The organism is Salipiger sp. PrR007, assembly GCF_010499845.1.
In the GTDB taxonomy this organism is placed as follows: Bacteria; Pseudomonadota; Alphaproteobacteria; order Rhodobacterales; family Rhodobacteraceae; genus Salipiger; species Salipiger pacificus_A.
Map to the genome: position 1 here is coordinate 244018 of NZ_JAAGOZ010000039.1, position 21460 is coordinate 265477.

Sequence of the window (21460 nt, forward strand, 5' to 3'; positions counted from 1 at the left end):
AAAGCAGCCCCTCACGCCGACCGCGCTTTTCGCGGGCGCCTTATGGACAGGGGCGGGATGGGGAGATACACCCGTCCGGAACCCGCAGACGAGGCGCAAGAGAACACCCATGCCCACGCTGAACGACATTCGCTCGACGTTTCTGAATTACTTCGCCAAGCAGGGCCACGAGATCGTGCCCTCGAGCCCGCTTGTTCCCCGCAACGACCCCACGCTGATGTTCACCAACTCCGGCATGGTGCAGTTCAAGAACTGCTTCACCGGGGTGGAGAAGCGCGACTACAAGCGCGCCACCACCGCGCAGAAATGCGTGCGCGCCGGCGGCAAGCACAACGACCTCGACAACGTGGGCTACACCGCGCGGCACCACACCTTCTTCGAGATGCTCGGCAACTTCTCCTTCGGCGACTACTTCAAGGCCGAGGCGATCCCCTTTGCCTGGGAACTGGTGACCAAGCATTTCGACATCTCGCCCGAGCGCCTCTACACCACCGTCTATCACACCGATGACGAGGCCTTCGAGCTGTGGAAGAAGATCGGCGTGCCGGAAAGCCGGATCATCCGCATCGCCACCTCGGACAACTTCTGGCAGATGGGGCCGACCGGCCCCTGCGGTCCCTGCACCGAGATCTTCTTCGACCATGGCGAGAAGTTCTGGGGCGGCCCTCCGGGCTCGCCCGAGGAGGATGGCGACCGCTTCATCGAGATCTGGAACGTCGTCTTCATGCAGAACGAGCAGTTCGAGGACGGCTCGATGCGCGCGCTCGACATGCAGTCGATCGACACCGGCATGGGGATCGAGCGGGTCGCGGCGCTGCTGCAGGGCACCAACGACAACTACGCCACTGACCTGATGCGCGCGCTGATCGAGGCTTCGGCCAACGCCACCAGCAGCGATCCCGACGGTCCGGGCAAGACCCACCACCGGGTGATCGCCGACCACCTTCGGTCGACCTCCTTCCTCATCGCCGACGGCGTGATGCCCAGCAACGACGGTCGCGGCTACGTGCTGCGCCGCATCCTGCGCCGCGCCGCGCGCCATGCGCACCTGCTGGGCGTGCAGGATCCGCTGATGCACCGCCTCGTGCCCGAGCTCGTGCGCCAGATGGGCGAGGCCTACCCTGAGCTGCGCGCCGCGCAGCCGCTCATCGAAGAGACGCTGAAGCTCGAGGAAACCCGCTTCCGCCAGACCCTCGACCGAGGCCTCAAGCTGCTCGACGAAGAACTGATCGGCCTGCCCGCAGGGGCCGAGCTGCCCGGCGCCTCGGCATTCAAGCTCTATGACACCTACGGCTTCCCGCTCGATCTGACGCAAGATGCGCTGCGCGAGCAGGGCCGCACCGTCGACACCGAAGGCTTCGACGTCGCCATGGCCGAACAGAAGGCCAAGGCGCGCGCCGCCTGGTCCGGCTCGGGCGAGGCCGCCGACAGCCGCGTCTGGTTCGACATCGCCGACAAGCATGGCGCCACCGACTTCCTCGGCTACGACACCGAGACCGCCGAGGGCCAGATCCTCGCGCTGGTGCAGGACGGCGCGCTGGCCGAGACCGCCGCCAAAGGCGAGAAGGTGACGCTGGTGCTCAACCAGACGCCCTTCTACGGCGAAAGCGGCGGCCAAGTCGGCGATACCGGCGTGATCCGCACCGAGGGCGGCAAGGTCACCGTGACCGACACCCGCAAGGTCGAGGGCGTCTTCCTGCACATCGGCGAGGTCTCCGAGGGCAGCGTGAAGCGCGGCGAGGCCGCGGTGCTCGAGGTCGACCACACGCGCCGGAGCATGATCCGCGCCAACCACTCGGCAACCCACCTGCTGCACGAGGCCCTGCGCCGCGCGCTTGGCGATCACGTCGCGCAGCGCGGCTCGCTGAACGCGCCGGATCGCCTGCGCTTCGACTTCTCGCACACCAAGGCGCTCAGTGCCGAGGAAATCGCGCAGGTCGAGACCGAGGTGAACGCCTTCATCCGCCAGAACTCGGCGGTGAGCACCCGGATCATGACCCCGGACGATGCCCGCGCACTCGGCGCCCAGGCGCTTTTCGGCGAGAAATACGGCGACGAGGTGCGCGTGGTGTCCATGGGCGCGCTGCCGGGATCGGGCAAGGGCTCGGACGGGCAGACCTACTCGCTGGAACTCTGCGGCGGCACCCATGTTGCGCAGACCGGCGACATCGGCCTGTTCGCCCTGACCTCGGAGACCGCCTCCTCGGCCGGCGTGCGTCGCATCGAGGCGCTGACCGGCGAGGCTGCCATGGCCGCGCTGCGTCGCCGTGACAAGGCCCTCTCGGGCATCGAGGGGCTGCTCAAGGTCAGCGGCGAAGAGGCGGTCACCCGCGTCTCCGCGCTGCTCGACGAGCGCCGCAAGCTCGAGAACGAGGTCGCCCAGCTGCGCCGCGATCTCGCCATGGCCGGCGGTGCCGGTCAAGGCGGCGGCGCCGAGGCCCGCGAGGTGGGCGGCATGAAGTTCGTCGGCCAGGTGCTCTCGGGCGTCCAGGGCAAGGATCTGCCCCCGCTGATCGACGAGCACAAGTCGCGGCTTGGCTCCGGCGTGGTGCTGCTGATCGCCGACACCGGTGACAAGGTGGCCGTGGCTGCCGGCGTCACCGAGGACCTCAAGGCCACCGTCTCGGCGGTGGATGTGGTCAAGGCGGCGGTCGCGGCGCTTGGAGGCAAGGGCGGCGGCGGGCGTCCGGACCTTGCACAGGGCGGCGCCAAGGATGCCAGCCAGGCCGAGGCGGCCATTGCGGCGGCCGAGGCAGTTCTGGTAGGCTAATCAATCGCTTAGGGAGGAGCTTATGACTGCTTACATGATCGCCCGCATCGAGGTCACAGACCCCGAGGACTATGCCGTCTATGCTGGCCAAACCGTTGCGCTCGCCGAGAAATTCGGCGGGCGCTTCCTTGTGAAAGGGGGGCCGCAGGCCTTTGTCGAAGGCGAGGGGCCGGGCCGTCACGTGGTGGTGGAATTCCCCAGCCGCATCGCCGCCGAACGCTGGTACAACTCGCCCGAATACCAGCGCATCCTGCCCATCGCCCTGCGCGCCTCGACGCGCGATCTCGTCATCGTGGAAGGACTCTAATGCCCGCTCTCTGGATCGCCCATGTCACCGTCACCGACGAGGAGGCCTACGGCAAGTACGCCAAGCTCGCCGGTCCCGCGATCGCCAAGCACGGCGGGGAATTCGTCGCCCGCGGTGGCCGTTACGTGCAGCTCGAGGGCAAGGAGCGGCCACGCAATGTCGTGGCGAAATTCCCCTCGGTCGAGGCTGCAGAGGCCTGCTACCACTCGCCCGAGTACCAGGAGGCCCTGGGCCACGCGCGCGGCGCGTCGGAGCGCGAGTTGCTGATCGTCGAAACCAGCGAGTGAGCGCCCGCGATTGAGCCTCGCGCATCTGCTGCCGGTCCTGCTGCTGGTGGCCTCAAATCTCTTCATGACCATGGCCTGGTACGGGCACCTGCGCTTTCCCGGCGCGCCGCTCTGGGCCGTGGTCTTTATCAGCTGGGGCATTGCCCTGGTCGAATACTGGCTCGCGGTGCCCGCCAACCGGCTCGGCCACCGGGTCTATTCGGCCGCCGAGCTGAAGACCTTGCAGGAAGTCATCACGCTGATCGTCTTCGCCGGCTTCTCTGCCTTCTGGCTGAAGGAGCCGCTGACGCTCAACCACGCGGTCGGCTTTGGCTTCATCGCGCTCGGCGCCTTCTTCATCTTCCGCGGCCCCTTCGGCTGATCCCGCTGCACCGGGCCATGAAAAAAGCGCGGTCCAGTGGGACCGCGCTTTCATCTTCTTTTCTTGGCAACTACGCCCGGGGGTCCGGGGGCAGAGCCCCCGAAGCCCGCGCGCCGGGCTTACTGGCTGCGCGACTGGCGCTTGCGCTCATGCGGGTCGAGGTAGCGCTTGCGCAGGCGGATCGCGGTCGGAGTCACCTCGACGAGCTCGTCGTCGTTGATGTAGGCGATGGCCTCTTCCAGCGACAGGGTGATCGGCGTGGTCAGGCGCACGGCTTCGTCGGTGCCCGAGGCGCGGACGTTGGTCAGCTTCTTGCCCTTCAGCGGGTTCACTTCCAGGTCATTGTCACGGCTGTGCTCGCCGATGATCATGCCGGTGTAGACCGGGGCCTGGGCGCCGAGGAACATCTTGCCGCGGTCCTCGAGGTTCCACAGCGCGTAAGCCACGGCCTCGCCATTCTCCATCGAGATCAGCACGCCCGCACGGCGGCCTTCGATCGGGCCCTTGTGCGCCGTCCAGCCGTGGAACACGCGGTTCAGAACGCCGGTGCCGCGGGTGTCGGTGAGGAATTCGCCGTGGTAGCCGATCAGGCCGCGCGAGGGCACATGGGCCACGATGCGGGTCTTGCCGGCGCCGGCGGGCTTCATCTCGACGAGCTCGCCCTTGCGCGGGCCGGTGATCTTCTCGATCACCGCGCCGGTGTAATCGTCATCCACGTCGATGGTGACTTCCTCGACCGGCTCCATGCGCTGGCCGTCTTCTTCCTTCATGATCACCTGCGGGCGCGAGATGCTGAGCTCGAAGCCCTCGCGGCGCATGTTCTCGATGAGAACGCCCATCTGCAGTTCGCCCCGGCCGGAAACCTCGAAGGCCTCGCCGCCCGGGGTGTCGGCGATCTTGATCGCGACGTTGCCCTCGGCTTCCTTCATCAGGCGCTCGCGGATCACGCGCGACTGCACCTTCTTGCCGTCACGCCCCGCGAGCGGGCTGTCGTTGATGCCGAAGGTCACGGTGATGGTCGGCGGATCGATCGGCTGCGCGTCGAGCGGCTCGTCCACGGCCAGCGCGCAGATGGTGTCCGCGACGGTCGCCTTGGTCATGCCGGCGAGCGAGACGATGTCGCCTGCGAGTCCCTCTTCGATGTCGGCCTGTGCGAGGCCGCGGAAGGCCTGCACGCGGGTGACGCGGAACTGCTCGATCTTCTGGCCGATGCGGCTGATCGCCTGCACCGTCTGGCCAACCTTGACGCGGCCGGTCTCGATGCGGCCGGTGAGCAGGCGGCCCACGAAGGGATCGCTGCCCAGCGTCGTCGCCAGCATGCGGAAGTCGTCGTCCTGGTGCTTGATCTGCTTCGGCGCGGGAACGTGGTCGACGATCAGGCGGAACAGCGCGTCGAGGTTCTTGCGCGGCCCGTCGAGCTCGGCATCGGCCCAGCCGTTGCGGCCCGAGGCGTACATGTGCGGGAAGTCGAGCTGGTCTTCGTCGGCGCCGAGCGAGGCGAAGAGGTCGAAGCACTCGTCGAGCGCGCGGTCGGGCTCGGCGTCGGGCTTGTCGACCTTGTTCAGCACCACGATCGGCCGCAGGCCGAGGGCCAGCGCCTTGGAGGTCACGAACTTCGTCTGCGGCATCGGGCCTTCGGCCGCATCCACCAGCAGCACGACGCCGTCGACCATGCTCAGGATGCGCTCGACCTCGCCGCCGAAGTCGGCGTGGCCGGGGGTGTCGACGATGTTGATGCGGGTGTTCTTCCACTCGACCGAGGTCGGCTTGGCAAAGATGGTGATGCCGCGCTCGCGCTCGAGATCGTTGCTGTCCATGGCGCGCTCGGCCACGGCCTGGTTCTCGCGGAACGCGCCGGACTGTTTGAGCAGCTCGTCCACCAGGGTGGTCTTGCCATGGTCAACGTGTGCGATGATCGCGATATTGCGCAGGTCCATAGGAATGCCTTTGAAGGGAGGTTTGCGCGCGGGTTAGCCGGGGAAGGGGGAAATTGCCAGCCCTTAATGCGGCGAGGCCCCGGAAAACAGGTGAATCACGAGGATCCCGGCCACAATAAGCCCCATTCCGACAACCGCGGCAAGGTCCAGCTTCTGCCCGAAGGCGAAGAGCCCGATCACCGAGATGAAGACGATCCCCAGCCCCGACCACATGGCGTAGGCCAGCCCCACCGGCATGCTGCGCAGCACAACCGACAGAAGGTAGAAGGCGGCGGCATAGGCGACCACAACGATCGCCGAGGGCAGCGGCCGGGTGAACTGCTGGCTGGCCTGCAGCGCGGCGGTGCCGATGGTCTCGGCAAGGACGGCAAGGGCGAGGGTAATGTAGGGCATTGCGAACTCCGCTGAGGCTGGCCCCGTTCTGACCCGGCCCGCGCGGCGCTGCAAGCCGGGAGGCGCTGAGGGGACGGACAGGTGCGGCGGCGGAGGGCGTCAAAAATCTGCCTGTCTTAACTTGGTGTGAGGAAATCACGGCTAGACGGGGGCTGAAATTCCTGTTGCGGAGGTGTTCCATGTCTACCCGTCGCTCGCCAGCCTCGTCCCGCTGCCCGATCGTTTCCGAATGGACGGCGCTCGCCGTCTGCGCGCTGCTTTTCCTCGCGCCGGCCGCCCCTGCGGCCGAGATCGATGCGCCGCTTCAGGCGGTGATCGCGCAATACGTGCAGCCTCTCCTCGAGGATCCCCAGCTGATCGCGGCGGTGAAGGCGCAGAACGCGGTCACCTCCGGCTACGACGATGCAAAGATCGGCGAACTCGACTCGAAGTGGCAGGCGGAAATCGGCTCCACGATGATTCCCACCATCACCCCGGTCTGGGACAACCCGGTTTCCGACGCGCTGCGCGCGCAGGTCGACAGGTCCGGCGGGCTGATAAAGGAGATGTTCGTGATGGATGCCCGCGGTCTCAACGTCGCGGTCTCGCATCTGACCTCGGACTATTGGCAGGGGGACGAGGAGAAGTATCTCGAGACCTTCCCACGCGGTGCCGGAGCGATCCACGTCGGCGCCGTCGAGTTCGACGAATCGACCCAGGTCTACACGCAGCAACTCTCGCTGACCGTCAGCGACCCCCAGTCGGGAGCGGCGATCGGCGCGCTGACCCTGGGCCTCGATGCGGAGATGCTGCCGTGAAGCTGCGCGCACCCCGGATCGGCGGGGGGCCGGCGGTCGCCCGCGTCCTCGGCTCGGTTTTCACCAAGGTGGCGGCGCTGGTGGTCGTGTCCACCCTTGTGGTCGTCTCGCTTCTTGCGTGGCAAGCCTGGCGGCTCAGCGACAAGGTGACCCAGGCGGGCATTGCCGGCATGGCCCGGCAATCGGTGGGCGCGGCCGCCGCCTCGCTGCTCCCGGCGCTGCGGTTCCGCGACGAAGCCCGCGCCATGGCCCTGCTCGAGGAGCAGCTTGCGAGCGGTGAGGCCGATTTGCTCGGCGGCCTCGTGCTCGGCGCTGACGGCGAGATCCTGGCACAGGTCGGCGCTCTGGACGACGCGCGGGACGCGCTCGTCGCCGTCGCAAGGGAGGCGCTGTCTTCGGGCGGTCGTGCGGGCGCTGCGGGTGGCTTCCTCACCGCCGAGGCGGTGGTGCTGCAGGGGCAGGACGCACCGCTCGGCGCCGTGGCGATGGCCTGGACCGACAGCGCCCTGCAGGAGGTGATCGCGGGAGACAAGACGGTCATGCTCGCCAGCGCCCTGGCCGGTCTGGTGGCGATGCTGCTCCTGGTCCTGCTGTTGCTGCGGCGCATCGTGCTCGGGCCGCTGACCTCCCTGCAATCCGCCATGTCGCGGGTTGCCGCGGGCGACTACGACGTCGCGCTTTCGATGCACGCGCGGCGCGACGAATTCGGCGAGCTGGCGCGTCACCTTGCGGATCTCACCGCGACCCTCTCGCGCGGGCGCGAGGCGCAAGAGGCCCGCGGCCGCGCCCATGAGGCGCAGAACCGCGTCGTCCGTCACCTCAGCGATGCGCTCGATGCGCTCGCGGCGGGCTCGCTGCACCACGCGATCGCCGAGGAGTTCCCGGACGAATACGAGGAACTGCGCGCAAACTACAACCGCGCCGTCGACAGCCTGCGCGCCACGATGACCGAGGTGAATTCCGGCGCGCTCAACATCCACAGCAGCGCGGAAGAGATCGCCCGCGCCTCCGACGATCTCTCGCGGCGCACCGAAACCCAGGCCGCCACGCTCGAACAGACCGCCGCAGCCCTCGAAGAGATGCTGGCCCGGGTGCGCGAGGCGGCGCAGGCGGCGCGCGACGCCGAGGGCAGCGTGCAGACGGCCTCGAAGCTCGCGGACCAAAACGGCGAGGTCATGCGTTCGGCGATCGAGGCCATGGGCGGCATCGAGCGCAGTTCACAGCAGATCAACGAAATCATCGGGGTGATCGACGATATCGCCTTTCAGACCAATCTTCTTGCGCTCAACGCGGGGGTCGAGGCCGCACGCGCCGGGGCCTCGGGCAAGGGATTTGCAGTGGTGGCCTCGGAAGTGCGGGCGCTGGCGCAGCGCAGCTCGGACGCGGCGCAGCAGATCAAGACGCTGATCAGCGGCTCGGCGGACCGGGTCCGAGATGGTGTCGAATTGGTCGAGCGCTCCGGTGAAGCGCTTGGCGAGGTGGTCGCGCAGGTGAACCAGATCTCGACACTGGTCAGCAACATCGCGGGGGTGGCCGCCGAACAGGCGCAGGGACTCAACGAGATCAACGTGGGCGTCAGCAACCTCGACCGGGTCACCCAGCAGAACGCGGCCATGGTCGAGGAAAGCACCGCCGCGGCGCATATGCTGCGCGGCGACGCGGGCCGTCTGTCGGACCTGATGCGCGGCTTCAACGTCGGCGAAAATGGACCCGTGACCTCGGGACGGGCAAGCGCCGCGGCCTGAGCTCTGCTCACGCCTTGGCGCTGATGGCCGCAGCAATCACCGCGACGAAGTCCGCCTCGTCTCGCACCGTGGCCATATCGGATGCCTCGACGGTCACGCCCCAGTTGCGCGCCATCTCCTGGTAGCGCGGCTGCCGGTGTGCCAGCGCCTGTGCGTAGGTCCAGCGGATGAAGGCGTCAGGATCCACCGATGTTTCCGACACGCCCTTTTCGTCGAGGTAGCGCCTCCAGGCTGCCTCGAGGAACTCGGGTTGGTAGGCCATGGGTTTGGGTGCGCGATCGAACCTCCGGATCAGCTCCTCTGTGTGCGCCTCGCTGCCGCGGATCCAGACCATCAGCGCCTGGCGCGATAGGTCCGACAGGATCGGATCGCGCGGGTTCGCGGCGTCCACCCATTCGCAGATCGAACCGCCGGTGTCGCAGACAAAATGTGGGTAGCCGTAGAGCTGCTGGGCGCGCTCGATGAAATAGCCCGTGTCCAGCAGCGCCTGCTCCTCGGCGCGGCGGAACTGATCCTGCCGCATGCGGTAGCTGTCCATCGGCAGACCGCCCCGGGCCGGATCGCCCGGCTTGCCAAGGTAGGTCGAGACCGGGGTCAGGTTCTCGAAGGTGATGTTCGAGCCGATATAGATCGAGTCCGACAGCAGCAGCTCGCGCAGGAAGGGGTTCTTCATCGCCTCGGCCTTGGCGTTGTCGGCGATGTATTCGCCCATGTAGCGCGTGCCGATGCGGTAATCGATCGAGTAGTGGAACCAGTCCCCGGACTGCCGCAGCATCGAGGACACATGGGTCTTGCCAAGCCCCGACATGGCAAAGAGCACGACGTGCTTGCGCGCGGCATCCTGCCAGTCGGCGGCGGTTTCATACAGCATCAAAGGGCTCCTGCGTCGTCTGCGCCGACAGGTAATTGCGCCCGCGCGCCGCGTCAAACACCGCCCTCATCCTTAGGCCCGGCGCGCGGCGCGGGTCTCGCGCAGGATATTGGCGTAATTCGCGGCGAAGATGATCGCCGCGCCAAGCAGCACCCAGGGATCAAGCGGCTCTGCGTAGAGCAGCATGCCGACGATCGCGATGACCGGGAGGCGGGTGAAGTCGATCGGCATGACCACCGAGGCGGGCGCGAGGCTGAGCGCCGTGGTCAGGCAATAGTGGGCGCAAAGCCCGGCGAGGCCGATGACGATCACCCCCGGGACGGCCTCGGCCGAGGGCACGGCGATGTCGCCGTCGAAGCCGGCGCAGACCAGTCCCATGATCGCCTGGGTCAGCGTCAGCCAGAAAAGAATGCACAGGGTGCTGTCGGTGCGGGTGAGCTTGCGGGTGAAGATCGCCGAGCCGGCAAAGCCGATGGCCGCGCCCGCGGCGGCGAAGAGGCCGGGCGAGAGCGTCTCGGGCGAGGGGCGGGTGACGATCAGGATGCCGAGGAAGCCGACCAGCGCTGCCAGGCTGCGCGGCCAGGTCAGCCGCTCGCCCAGCACCAGCGTCGCCAGCAGCATGGCCCAGATCGGGCCGGTGAATTCCAGCGCGAAGACCTGCGCCAGAGGGATCACCGTGATCGCGTAGAACCAAAGGTTCTGCCCGGTGAAATGGCTGATATTGCGGATGATATGGGTGCCGATATGGCGTGTTGCGACGGTCCGGCGTTTGCCGGTCAGCATCACGATGCTGCTGATGATCGCCACCCCGAGCAGCGAGCGATAGAGCATGATCTCGAAGGTGTCGAGGCCGGAGCTGACATAGCGCCCGGCCACCGCCATGGCGCTGAAAGAGACGATCGAGCCGAGCATCCAGAGCGCGGCCTTCGGCACGGCGCCCAGGCTCGGAGCGGCAAGGGGGCGCGTGCTCACAGCTCTGCCACCTCGTAGTCGCGCGGCAGATCGCCGGTGATGCGGAACCACGCGCTGCCGCGGGTGCGATGCTGATGCGCCTCGAAGGCGTCGCGACTCTGGAACAGTTCCGAGACCTCGAAGACCCCGTCTTCGCTCTCGCGCAGATCGAAGTAGAGGCAGCCGGGCTCGGCCCGCGTCAGGCGGATGTGGTCGGCCATGGCAGCGCGCACGTTGGGGCAGCGCTCGGGCGGCGCGGTCATGCGGCCGGTCAGCTGCACGGCGCTCATGTCGCGCTCCGGGTTGGCTGGCTGTGCGGGAAGTCGGCGGGGCGCGGCTGCGCGGAAACTCTGGTCGTCATGGGGGTCCTCTCGCTGCGGACACTGGCGCGCGGCACGGCAAGGGGCAAGGGGCAATCGGGCCGCCCCTCCGCGGTTGGCGGCGGGGTGTGATCTTGATGCGTGGCCCGAACGCAAAAGGAGGCCGGGTTTCCCCGGCCTCCCTGATCACTGGCTGATCATTCCCATTCGATCGTGCCCGGAGGCTTCGAGGTGATGTCGTAGGTGCAGCGGTTGATGCCCTTCACCTCGTTGATGATCCGTGTCGCGGTCTCGCCGAGGAACTCGTGGCTGAACGGGTAGTAATCCGCCGTCATGCCGTCGACCGAGGTCACCGCGCGCAGGGCGCAGGCGTAGTCGTAGGTGCGGCCGTCGCCCATCACGCCCACGGTGCGCACCGGCAGGATCGCCACGAAGGCCTGCCAGATCTCGTCGTAGAGACCGTGCTTGCGGATCTGGTCGATATAGACCGCATCCGCCTTGCGCAGGATATCGAGTTTCTCGCGGGTGATCTCGCCGGGGCAGCGGATCGCCAGACCCGGGCCGGGGAAGGGGTGGCGGCCAATGAAGCTGGCCGGCAGGCCAAGCTCGTGACCCAGCGCGCGCACCTCGTCTTTGAAGAGCTCGCGCAGCGGCTCGACCAGCTTGAGGCCCATCTTCTCCGGCAGGCCGCCCACATTGTGGTGCGACTTGATGGTCACCGAGGGGCCGCCAGAGAAGCTGACGCTCTCGATCACGTCGGGGTAGAGCGTGCCCTGCGCGAGGAAGGTCGCATCCTCGATCTGGTCGGCGTATTTCTGGAACACGTCGATGAAGAGCTTGCCGATGATCTTGCGCTTGGTCTCGGGGTCGGACACGCCCTCGAGCTCGCCGAGGAACAGATCCTGTTCCTGCGCGTGGATCACCGAGAGGTTCATGTGGTCGCGGAACATCGCGACGACCTCGTCGGCCTCGTTGAGACGCAGCAGGCCATGGTCGACGAAAACGCAGGTCAGCTGCTCGCCGATCGCCTCGTGCAGCAGCGCCGCGGTGACCGAGCTGTCGACGCCGCCCGAAAGCGCGCAGATCACCTTGGACGCGCCGACCTGCTCGCGGATCTTGCGCACCGCTTCCTCGCGGTAGGCATCCATCGTCCAGTCGCCAGTGAATCCGGCTTCGCGGACGAAGTTCTCGTAGAGCGTCTTCCCGTTCGGGGTGTGATGCACCTCGGGGTGGAACTGCACGGCGTAGAACTTGCGGGTCACGTCGGCGGTGATCGCGAAGGGCGCACCGGGGGAGGTCGCGTAGACCTCGAAGCCCGGGGCGATTTCCGAGACGTGGTCGCCGTGGCTCATCCACACCTGCTCGCGGCCCGAGCCATCGAGGAACCAGCCCGACAGCAGGTCGAGGCGGTCTTCCTTGGGCGTCACGTAGGCACGGCCGAATTCGGCGGTGTGGCTCTGGCCGGCTTCGACCTTGCCGCCGAGGTCGTGCATCATGACCTGCTGGCCGTAGCAGATCCCGAGGATCGGCACGCCGAGCTCGTAGGCGGATTTGGGCGGGCGAGGCGAGCCCTCGCGCGTCACGCTGTCGGGGCCACCGGAGAAGACGATGGCCTTGGGGGCGAACTCCTTCAGGAACGCATCGGTGACGTTCTGATAGGGGTGGATTTCGCAGTAGACATTCAGCTCGCGCAGGCGACGGGCGATGAGCTGCGTCACCTGGCTTCCGAAGTCGATGATAAGGAGGCGATCATGCTGGGTCATGCGGCTGCTTTAGGCGGGCCGCGCCCGGCGCGCAAGAGGCTGGGTGCCGCGCAGAGGGAAATGGCGCAGCGCCGGGGGATCGGCGGGCGCGCGTTCATTCGATCTGGCTGAGCAATGCCGGTGCCGTGACCAGCCGGCGCACGCCGTGGCTGTGGGTCTCCTCGAAAACGTTGCCCATGCCCGCCCAGGCGTCGAGCGTCGCGATGTCGAGCCGGGCGCAGCGCGGGCGGACCGACCAGGTGACCTGCAGCGGCGAGCAGACCTGCTGGGAGTAGCTGGGCCCGGTGGTCGAGCCGCGGAACACCACCGGCGCGCCGGTGCCGCTGGGCAGAGCGCGGGCCTGGTGGCGACCGTTGCGCATGGTTCCGAGGTAGATGAAATCGCGAAAGTCGAGCGCATTGGGGTCGTTGACCACCAGAAAGACCTGCGACTCGACCCGCAACTCGGGGTTCGAGCAGGACGCCGAGAGGCAGGCGCCGAGACCCGGGCCCGGCGCCACGTCGCAGGAGGAATAGACCCAATGGACCTCGATCGTGTCGCCGGGCTCGACCCCTTCGAAGCGGGCGGGGCCGCTGCCGGGGCGGGAGAGTTCGGCGGCGCTGAGATTGGCCGAGCCCGCGCATTTGAAACCGCCGTGCTCGCCAGGGCCCGCGTAGATGGAAAAGCCTGGTCCGAGATGCTCGGCATTGGTGTGGGTGTGGATGTTGCACAGGGTCATCTCGTCCGGCGGCGGGGCAAGGCCGAAGGAAACGGGGTTCCGTCCATAGGGATTGCCGATATCCCGCGGGGTCTGCGGGCCGAAGCCGGTGCAGAGCGGGCCGTCGGCGGCGCCGTGTTCTCCCCCGGGATCGGCGCCATGCGCGCTGGCGGTCTGGGCGGCGTGTCCGGCACCATGATCCGCCGCAGGGGGGGCGCCGGGCGGGGCGCTGCCGTGGGAGGGCGCCGTGTCATGGCCCGTGGGCGGGTAGGTGATCTTGTTGTCGGCCCCTGCGGCCGAGGACAGGACCAGCACCGTGCAAACCGTCAGGGCAAGAAGCACGTGGGGGGGCGTCATGGGAACCTCCTGTGGACTCTCCGGCGACCGTGGCCGTGGCAGTGGCAGTGGGTTGGCATTCACTGGGGCAGGGTATGGCGGCCCGCGCCTCGGCCCTGAGGATTCGCCGCCCCATCCCGAGACCCGTCTCCACCTGACCCTGACGCAAAGAGCTGACGCATTGCTTAACGCAGCTCAGTAGGTGGCGTCGGGCGCGGAGAGGTCCTCCTCGATTCGAGCCCTTCTGTCGGCCAGCAGCGACCAGAGCGCGAGTGTGGTCAAGACCAAGGCGTAAATCAGCCCGCCCAAGGCCATGGCCTCGCCGGGGATCACCCCTACGGAGGCGCGCTGCATGGCCTGCTCAAAGTTCTCGACGGGGCTGGGATGCACGGTGATCTTGCCGAGAAAAGCGAGGAGCTGGATGAGCATGATCCAGAAATAGCTTCGCCGGATGCGCCGCCCCATCGCGTGCAGGTAGGTGATGCCGAACTCGGGCCGCACGTAGCTGTCGCGCAGGTCCCTTGCCCAGGAGGCGTCCGGTCCGGCGGTGCCGCTGAGGATTGGTCCGTAGAGATTCATCTCCATGCTGCGGAAGCGGCGGCGCCAGAGGTCGCAATAGCGGTAGCGCCGCGCTTCGAGCGTCAGGAAGAAAAGGTTGGAGATGCCCACCAGCACCAGCGGCAGCGGCGACGCATCGGGCGCTGCATAGGCGATCGACAGGGCCACGCCCAGCGTGACGACGGCCCAGTTGGTGGTGGTGTCGAGCCGCGTGCGCCAGACGCTGCAGCGGTAGACCTCGCCGCGGTAGAGATGCGCCAGCGCGCCAAGCTCGGCCCCGTCGAGCGGCCGCCCGCCGATTTCGAGTTGCACGTCTTTCATCTGCTCCCCCGTCTTGTCCGTCGAAGCCTGGCCGACCAAAGCCTGACCGGTCGAAGTCTTGGCCGACCGAAGGCTTGGTCGGTCGAAGCCTGGTGGGTCGAAGTCTTGGCCGGTCGAAGCGCAGTACCCCCGTGAAACATTCTGCGCAGAGACACCTTAAGATGCCCTTTCAGCCGGTGCGGGTCCGCGCGGATGTCGTATTTATCCGTCAGGGGGCGCAAACTCGTCGCTGGTCCTCGGGCGGCTCGGCTACTACTTGTCGGGGGTGTGACGGAACGGGAGAGGCGCCATGTCGGAGACAGAAACGCGGAAACGGACACGCAGCGGCGGCGGCGCGGCCCGTCGGGCGGCACGGGGGTCGGCCCGGGTCGAGACGGCGCGCTTCATCGAGCGCAACATCCCCAATTTCGAGATTCTCTCCGCAGAGGCGCTGGAGATGATCGAGGCCGGTGCCGAGACGGTGCTGGCGGAGATCGGCGTCAATTTCGTCAACAACCCCGGGGCGCTGGCGCTGTGGAAGGACGCTGGCGCCGAGATCGAGGGGGAACGCGTGCGCATCCCGCGCGGGCTGGCGCGGCAGCTCTGCGGCCATGCGCCCTCGCGGATCACCCAGCACGCCCGCAACCCCGCGCGGTCGGTCGAAATCGGCGGCCGCTCGCTGGTGCTGGCGCCGGTCTACGGTCCGCCCTTCGTGCATGACGCCGAGAAGGGACGGCGCTACGGCACGATCGAGGATTTCCGCAATTTCGTGAAACTGGGGCAGATGTCGCGCTGGCTGCACCATTCGGGCGGCACGCTCTGCGAGCCCACCGACGTGCCGGTGAACAAGCGCCACCTCGACATGCTGCACGCCCATATGACCCTCTCGGACAAGCCGTTCATGGGCTCGGTGACCGAGCCGAGCCGGGCGCAGGACAGCGTCGACATGTGCGGCATTCTGTTCGGCGAGGACTTCGTGCAGCAAAGCACCGTGATGACCTCGCTGATCAACATCAACTCGCCGCTGACCTTCGACGACACGATGATGGGCGCGCTCGAGGTCTACGCGCGCAACAATCAGGCCTGCATCGTTTCGCCCTTCATCGTCGGCGGGGCGATGGCGCCGGTCTCGGTGGCGGGCACGCTGACGCAGGTTCTGGCCGAGGGCATGGCGGGCATCGCCTACGCGCAGCTGGTACGCAAAGGCGCGCCGGTGATCTTCGGCGCCTTCGTCACCTCGATCGACATGAACTCCGGCGCGCCCACCTTTGGCACGCCCGAGGCGTCGCAGATCAGCTACGGCGTCGGCCAGCTGGCGCGGCGGCTGGGGCTGCCCTATCGCTCGGCGGGGGCGTTCTGCGGCTCCAAGCTGCCCGACGCCCAGGCGGCCTACGAGAGCGCCAATTCGCTGAACATGGGGCTGCAGTCGGGGGTCAACTTCATGCTGCACGCCTGCGGCTGGCTCGAAGGCGGGCTGGTCGCCTCCTATGAGAAATTCGTGATGGATGCCGATCAACTCGGCGCGCTGCACAAGTTCGCGCAGGGGGTGACCGTCGACGAGACGACACAGGCACTGGACGCGATCCGCGAGGTCGGGCCGGGCGGGCACTACCTTGGCTGCGCCCACACCCAGGAGAACTTCAAGACCGCCTTCTGGCGCTCCGAGCTCTTCGACTACAAGCCCTTCGAGACATGGTCCGAAGAGGGCGGGCGCGACACGATGCAGCTGGCCTCGGCGCGGGTGAAAGCCTTGCTGGAAAGCTACGAGCAGCCGGCGATGGATCCCGCCACGAGCGAGGCGCTGGGCGATTTCGTGGCGCGCCGCAAGGCCGCCATGCCCGACGCCTTTCTCTGACGGATCGCCGCTTCAAGCGGAGGTGTGGCGCTGGGCTTCGCGCAGGCGGTCCTCCGCGATAATCGCCGCCAGCACCTCCACGTGACGCGTCGCCGAGTAGCTCGAAGCGCGGGCGCGGCGGCTGCTGTCGATCCCGTCTTCCAGTTCCATCAGACGCAGAAGCGCCGCTCCGTGGCGCTCGGGATAGGGCGTGCCGAGCAGCCGTGGCAGATGCGCCTCGCGCTGGTAGTCGGCGGCACCATAGCGCGCGGCGCGCACGAGAAGTCGCGGGCGGCGCAAGGCGCAAAGAAGGCTCTGGAGGTCCTGCATCGGGTCGTCTCCCATTTGGTGAACAGGCCCGGAGAGTGACATGGGGGGCAGCGATGTTGCCCCGGCGCGTGGGGCTGCGCGCGCGGCGTTTACCGATGTTTATAATTTGTAGAGAAGTCTGTTAAACGTCTAAAATCATTAACTTTTAGATAACTTTGAGGCGAGCAGTTTTCAGGTTCACTTCCGCAAGCCCTGCGTCGGCGGGGTGCAACCTAGGGGACATCTGCAATGATGCGATACCGTGATTTTTCCAAGGACTTCACCAAGGCACCCGGTCTTCCTGCCTGGGTGCCCGAGATGGCCCGCCACTACCTGGCCCATACCGAGGATGGCGCGGGGATCCGCGCGCTGGCGCGATCGGCGGGATGCCATGCCTCGACCGTGCTGCGCCAGGTGCGGCGGATGGAGACGCTGCGGGACGACCCGCTGGTGGACGAGGCCCTGCGCCGGCTCGGGGCGGCGCGCGCCGCCTGCGCCGCGCCAGCAAAGGAGGTGGGCATGACGCAGCCCGAGGACGATCGCGACGAGGCCGGCAGCGGCGCTCCAACCCTGGATGCGGCAACGCTCTCGCGCGAGGCGCGGCGGGTGCTGCGGCGGCTTTGCGAGAGCGGCGCGGTGCTGGCAGTGGCCACCGAGATGGACAAGGCCGTGGTCGTTCGCGACACCGGAGGGGGCGGTTCGGCGCGCACCGCGGTGGTCGATGTGCCGGTGGCCGAGGCCATGGCGCTCAAGGGCTGGATCCGCTGCGACGCGCCGGGGCGGATCTCGCGTTACCGCATCACCGCGGCGGGACGCGGGGCGCTCGGGCAGCTGATGGCCGAACAGGAGAGCCGGTTGCGCGGATTTGCCGAGGCGCAGGCCGGCTTCGAAAGCGGCCGCGCGGCCGAGGCGGCCATGGCCGAGGAAGAGTCCGACCCGCGCGGCCGCCGGCGCTACGCAGCGACCGAAAGCCCGCTGGCCTCGCTCGGACGCCGGCGCGACCGGGACGGCAAGCCCTTTCTCGACGAGGCGCTGGTGCGCGCCGGCGAGCGGCTGCGCGAGGATTTCGAGCTGGCGCAGATGGCGCCACGGACGACCCAGAACTGGGATCACTTCCTAACGGCGGGTGTGAAGCCCGGGTCTGCCACGCGGCTCCCGCAGGGCTCCGAGGCGGCGCGTGTGCGCTTTACCGGGGCGCTGCGCGACCTCGGGCCGGGGCTCGGCGATGTCGCGCTTCGGTGCTGCTGCTATCTCGAGGGTCTCGAAGAGACCGAACGCACCCTGGGGTGGGCGGCGCGCTCGGGCAAGGTGGTGCTGCGCATCGCCCTGCAGCGACTGCGGCGGCACTACGAGGCGCTGGACGCTTCGGGCGGTGGGCTGATCGGCTGAGCGCCTGACCCGCGCGTCGGGCATGAAAAGGGGGCGAAGCTGCCAGCTTCGCCCCCAGTGTCTTGGGTCGCGGCGGCGGGCTTACTCTGCCGCGCGCACCGGCGTGTCGCCGGTGACCGGGATCCCCGGGTAGTCGTCGATATTGCCGCTCTCGAGGTCCGCCGCGGCCTTCTTCACTCCGGCAAGGTAGTCCGGGTGCACCCGCTCCAGCACAGCGTACCAGCGCTCGCGCACGCCGTCCGAGACCGGCGCCATGGCCCGGGCCATGTTGAGGTGCAGACGCGCGCGCTCGTCATCGCCCAACACCTCCTTGTAGAGGGCGCGGGGCTGGACGTAGTCGGCATCCTTGTCCTCCTGCGTGTAGCGGTCGGCGTCGCCCGAGATTTTCAGGGGCGGCTCCATGACCGACGGGTCCGCCTTGGCCGACTCCTCGTATTGGTTCGGCTCGTAATAGGCGTCGATATGTCCGGTCTGCGGCGGGAAGAACCGCATTGCTCCGTCCTTGTGGTAGGTGTGAACGGGGCTTTTGGGCGCGTTGGGCGGCAGCGCCTCGTAATGGGTGCCAAGCCGGTAGCGGTGCGCGTCGGCATAGGCAAAGAGCCGGCCCTGCAGCATCTTGTCGGGCGAATAGCCGATGCCGGGCACCTTGTTCGACGGCGAGAAGGCGGCGTTCTCGACCATCTGGAAATAGTTGTCTGGGTTCTTGTTGAACTCGAGCATGCCCACCGGGATCAGCGGAAAGTCCTTGTGCGACCAGACCTTGGTCAGATCGAACGGATTGAAGTCGAGCTCGGCCGCCTGCGCTTCGGGCATCACCTGGATGTTCATCTCCCACTTCGGGAAATTGCCGCCGTCGATGGCATTGTACAGGTCTTCCTGGAAGCTCTCGCGGGTCTCGCCGACGATCTTCTCGGCCTGCTCGTTGGTGTAATTTGCGATCGGCTGCTGGCAGCGGAAGTGGAATTTCACCCAGAAGCGCTCGCCCTGCGCGTTCCACAGCGAATAGGTGTGCGAGCCGTAGCCATGCATGTGCATCGGGTTCTTCGGAATGCCGCGGTCCGACATCAGGATCGTCACCTGATGCACCGACTCCGGCTGGCCGGCCCAGAAGTCGAACATGGCCTCGGGCGAGCGCATATTGGTCTTGGGGTGGCGCTTCTGCGTGCGGATGAAGTCGGGAAACTTGTAGGCATCGCGAATGAAGAAGATGGGGGTGTTGTTGCCCACCATGTCCCAGTTGCCTTCCTCGGTGTAGAACTTCAGCGAGAAGCCGCGCACGTCACGCTCGGCATCCGCCGCGCCCTGTTCGCCCGCGACCGTCGACCAGCGCGAGAGGATGTCGCAGGTATTGCCGACCTGCGAGAAAATCTTGGCGCAGGTGTACTGGGAAATGTCATGGGTCACGGTGAAGGTACCCTGCGCGCCCCAGCCCTTGGCGTGCACCACCCGCTCGGGAATGCGCTCACGGTTCTGGTGGGCGAGCTTCTCGATCAGCTGGTAGTCTTCCAGAAGCACCGGACCGCGCGGACCGGCGGTGGCCGAGGTTTCGTTTGTCGGCACCGGCGCGCCGGCGGATGTGGTCAGTCGCTTGCTCATGAGTCCTCCATGGAGATGAGGCGGGTGTGCCCTTGTGTGCGATCAACTAGAGGGGCGGGCCTAAGTTCCCAATTGCGGATTCTTGTCGGAGTGATAGGATTTTCTTATGCCTGTTACCCTTCGCCAGCTGAGCTATTTCCGGGCCCTCGCCGCGCAGCGCAATTTCCGCCGCGCCGCGGACTCCTGCAATGTCTCGCAGCCCGCGCTGTCGGTGCAGATCCGCGAGCTCGAGGCGGCGCTGAACGGCCCGCTGGTCGAGCGGCAGGCGCGCGACGTTCTGCTGACCCCCTTCGGTCGCGAGGTGCTGGCGAGCGCCGAGCGCATCCTCGCAGAGGTCGCGGGGCTGGAGCACGCGGCGCGGCGGCGCGGCGGGCTGACCGGCACGCTCTCGCTCGGCGTCATCCCGACCATCGCCCCCTATTTCCTGCCCGAGGCGCTGGCCGCGTTGCGGGCCGAAGACATCTCGCTCGACGTCGAGGTGACCGAGACCAAGACCGAGACGCTGCTTGCCCGGCTCGCCGAGGGCGCGCTCGACGCGGCGCTGGTGGCGCTGCCAATCGAGCAGGAGGGGATCGAGGTGCTGCCACTTTTCGAGGATCGATTCCTGCTGGCCGGCAGCGCCGCGCGGCTCGCGTCGATCGGCGGCGTGCCCAGCCCCGAGGGCCTGGCGGAGAGCCAGCTTCTGTTGCTCGAAGACGGGCACTGCCTGACCGATCAGGCGCTGGCGGTCTGTGGCCGGGGCAGGGGCAACGCGCGGATCAACATGGGGGCGACGTCACTCTCGACGCTGTCGCGGCTGGTGGCGGCGGGCTTTGGTCTGACGCTGATGCCGGAGGTTGCGGCGCTGACCGAACTGCGCGCGTCGCCGGGCATGCACCTGCGGCGCTTCGGGACGCCAGAGCCGGCACGGATCGTGGCGCTGGCGTGCCGCGCGTCGAGCCACCGCGAGGGCTGGTTCACCGAGCTCGCGGACGTGCTGCAGACCGTGGGGGACGCGCTGGTGGAGGGCGTGCGCAAGAGCCCGGAGATTGCTCCGGCGGACCGCTGAGGATGCGCCACGCCGTAGTTGAGGAAACGCGCTGTCGGGAACGCGTATGAAGCCGCGCAGACAGCTGCGCGGCTTCTTGGTCCGTGAGCGACTCCTCCACCCCGGCCATGATCGCTGGGGAGACGAGGATGCCAGAGGCAGGCAGAGCCGGTTCGGGACGTGAGGATTGGAGCCTTGGGACGCGGCTCCTTTCCTGGGGAAGCACGGCGTTGAGGGAAAATTTAACGCCGAGCCGCAAAGACGCTTGGTCGACCTAGCGGGACTCGTAACAACAAATGATTCTAAATGACGTCAGACTGGTAACAGGGTCAGAATACAGGCTTTGTCCGCCTCGGCTATCCCGGAATTTTTGTGTTTCATCGCGGTAACTGGGGACCTTGCTGCGTTGCCGCAAGGTAATGTACGGAAATCATGGGCTAAATCTTGCCGATATGGTGGCGAAGCCTCGCTTGGTGCAAACTCAGTGTTTCCGAAATGTGAAGTCGAGACGCGCTTCTGTCAGGCAAACTCTCCCAAAGGGTGTGAAATCCGCGCTATTTGACAGCTTTAGATGGTGCGACCGGGCGCTGTTGGTCACTGAAGAGGGGCGGGCATGAGTCGGTTCGCGGGCAGATCCTTGCGACGTTTCCTGAAGTTTCGCGTCGTGGCGCGCCGAGCAGAGGCGCTGGCGGACGCGGCCAGCCCGATTGACACGGCACACCATGGATTGCTCATCGCGGCGCGATCACGGGCCCCGCGCAGGGGGCACGCTGCGACGACGCGGGCCGGGCTGCCGCTGTACCCGAGATGAACGTACCTCGACGCCGGTGGCAATGGCGGGATCGGTGCCAAACCGCCGCCCGGCGGCGCCGGCGAGGCGATCTGCGTCGGGGCGATGGATCGAAGCGCCCC

19 protein-coding genes are annotated in these 21460 nt (G+C 67.4%); 9 read left to right on the forward strand and 10 right to left on the reverse strand.

The window, feature by feature from the left end; genetic code table 11:
* Positions 1 to 109: 109 nt before the first annotated feature.
* Genes alaS through G0Q01_RS17725 form a run of 4 tightly spaced genes read left to right on the forward strand, consistent with a single transcriptional unit; the run spans position 110 to position 3725 of the window.
* Positions 110 to 2770: an alanine--tRNA ligase gene (gene alaS, locus G0Q01_RS17710; protein WP_164195372.1), complete on the forward strand. Its 2661-nt coding sequence runs from the start codon at positions 110 to 112 to the stop codon at positions 2768 to 2770.
* Positions 2771 to 2792: 22 nt separating this feature from the next.
* Complete coding sequence (locus G0Q01_RS17715) at positions 2793 to 3077, forward strand: DUF1330 domain-containing protein (RefSeq protein WP_108966016.1); 285 nt, start codon at positions 2793 to 2795, stop codon at positions 3075 to 3077.
* Positions 3077 to 3364: a DUF1330 domain-containing protein gene (locus G0Q01_RS17720; RefSeq protein ID WP_108966014.1), complete on the forward strand. Its 288-nt coding sequence runs from the start codon at positions 3077 to 3079 to the stop codon at positions 3362 to 3364. The genes G0Q01_RS17715 and G0Q01_RS17720 overlap by 1 nt, the downstream gene beginning before the upstream one ends.
* A 10-nt stretch (positions 3365 to 3374) precedes the next feature.
* The gene (locus G0Q01_RS17725) at positions 3375 to 3725 is read left to right on the forward strand and encodes a DMT family protein (RefSeq protein WP_164195370.1); all 351 of its coding nucleotides are present in this window, start codon (positions 3375 to 3377) and stop codon (positions 3723 to 3725) included.
* Positions 3726 to 3844: 119 nt separating this feature from the next.
* Here G0Q01_RS17725 and typA read toward each other — a convergent pair whose 3' ends face one another.
* Together typA and G0Q01_RS17735 are read right to left on the reverse strand one after the other, a co-directional pair.
* Entirely contained in the window at positions 3845 to 5662 is a 1818-nt protein-coding gene (gene typA, locus G0Q01_RS17730; protein WP_164195368.1) for a translational GTPase TypA, read from the reverse strand.
* A 63-nt stretch (positions 5663 to 5725) separates the two neighbouring features.
* Positions 5726 to 6055, reverse strand: coding sequence for an SMR family transporter (locus tag G0Q01_RS17735; protein ID WP_108966008.1), 330 nt, complete (start codon positions 6053 to 6055; stop codon positions 5726 to 5728).
* A 179-nt stretch (positions 6056 to 6234) separates the two neighbouring features.
* Between G0Q01_RS17735 and G0Q01_RS17740 the strand changes: the two genes are divergently transcribed.
* Together G0Q01_RS17740 and G0Q01_RS26890 are read left to right on the forward strand one after the other, a co-directional pair.
* Positions 6235 to 6852 (forward strand): hypothetical protein, encoded by a 618-nt coding sequence (locus G0Q01_RS17740; RefSeq protein ID WP_235940213.1) that lies wholly within the window; start codon positions 6235 to 6237, stop codon positions 6850 to 6852.
* The gene (locus G0Q01_RS26890) at positions 6849 to 8597 is read left to right on the forward strand and encodes a methyl-accepting chemotaxis protein (protein WP_370526763.1); all 1749 of its coding nucleotides are present in this window, start codon (positions 6849 to 6851) and stop codon (positions 8595 to 8597) included. Before G0Q01_RS17740 ends, G0Q01_RS26890 begins: the two co-directional genes overlap by 4 nt.
* Before the next feature lie 7 nt (positions 8598 to 8604).
* On the opposite strand, the gene G0Q01_RS17750 is transcribed toward G0Q01_RS26890, so the two are convergent.
* The 6 genes from G0Q01_RS17750 to G0Q01_RS17775 form a co-directional block, all read right to left on the reverse strand.
* On the reverse strand, positions 8605 to 9468 hold the full coding sequence (locus G0Q01_RS17750; protein WP_164195366.1) for an ATPase: 864 nt from the start codon (positions 9466 to 9468) through the stop codon (positions 8605 to 8607).
* 72 nt (positions 9469 to 9540) lie between these two features.
* Positions 9541 to 10380 (reverse strand): DMT family transporter, encoded by an 840-nt coding sequence (locus tag G0Q01_RS17755; protein WP_108967665.1) that lies wholly within the window; start codon positions 10378 to 10380, stop codon positions 9541 to 9543.
* Positions 10381 to 10436: 56 nt separating this feature from the next.
* Entirely contained in the window at positions 10437 to 10709 is a 273-nt protein-coding gene (locus tag G0Q01_RS17760; protein WP_108966004.1) for a putative quinol monooxygenase, read from the reverse strand.
* Between the two features lie 227 nt (positions 10710 to 10936).
* Entirely contained in the window at positions 10937 to 12502 is a 1566-nt protein-coding gene (gene guaA / locus G0Q01_RS17765) for a glutamine-hydrolyzing GMP synthase (protein ID WP_108966002.1), read from the reverse strand.
* A gap of 94 nt (positions 12503 to 12596) precedes the next feature.
* Complete coding sequence (locus tag G0Q01_RS17770) at positions 12597 to 13556, reverse strand: delta-class carbonic anhydrase (RefSeq protein WP_164195364.1); 960 nt, start codon at positions 13554 to 13556, stop codon at positions 12597 to 12599.
* Positions 13557 to 13730: 174 nt separating this feature from the next.
* Entirely contained in the window at positions 13731 to 14414 is a 684-nt protein-coding gene (locus tag G0Q01_RS17775; RefSeq protein ID WP_164195362.1) for a DUF2270 domain-containing protein, read from the reverse strand.
* 289 nt (positions 14415 to 14703) lie between these two features.
* Between G0Q01_RS17775 and G0Q01_RS17780 the strand changes: the two genes are divergently transcribed.
* A complete protein-coding gene (locus tag G0Q01_RS17780) occupies positions 14704 to 16248 on the forward strand; it encodes a trimethylamine methyltransferase family protein (protein ID WP_164195360.1) in 1545 nt (514 codons plus the stop codon).
* Between the two features lie 12 nt (positions 16249 to 16260).
* Here the strand turns inward: G0Q01_RS17780 and G0Q01_RS17785 are convergent, their stop codons facing one another.
* Entirely contained in the window at positions 16261 to 16557 is a 297-nt protein-coding gene (locus tag G0Q01_RS17785; protein WP_164195358.1) for a DUF6477 family protein, read from the reverse strand.
* A 228-nt stretch (positions 16558 to 16785) separates the two neighbouring features.
* Here G0Q01_RS17785 and G0Q01_RS17790 point away from each other — a divergent pair, with 228 nt between their 5' ends.
* On the forward strand, positions 16786 to 17925 hold the full coding sequence (locus G0Q01_RS17790) for a DUF6456 domain-containing protein (RefSeq protein ID WP_235940215.1): 1140 nt from the start codon (positions 16786 to 16788) through the stop codon (positions 17923 to 17925).
* A gap of 81 nt (positions 17926 to 18006) precedes the next feature.
* Here G0Q01_RS17790 and G0Q01_RS17795 read toward each other — a convergent pair whose 3' ends face one another.
* Complete coding sequence (locus tag G0Q01_RS17795) at positions 18007 to 19521, reverse strand: catalase (RefSeq protein WP_164195356.1); 1515 nt, start codon at positions 19519 to 19521, stop codon at positions 18007 to 18009.
* Between the two features lie 106 nt (positions 19522 to 19627).
* On the opposite strand from G0Q01_RS17795, the gene G0Q01_RS17800 reads away from it, so the two are divergent.
* On the forward strand, positions 19628 to 20569 hold the full coding sequence (locus tag G0Q01_RS17800) for a LysR substrate-binding domain-containing protein (RefSeq protein ID WP_164195354.1): 942 nt from the start codon (positions 19628 to 19630) through the stop codon (positions 20567 to 20569).
* Positions 20570 to 21460: the final 891 nt, after the last annotated feature.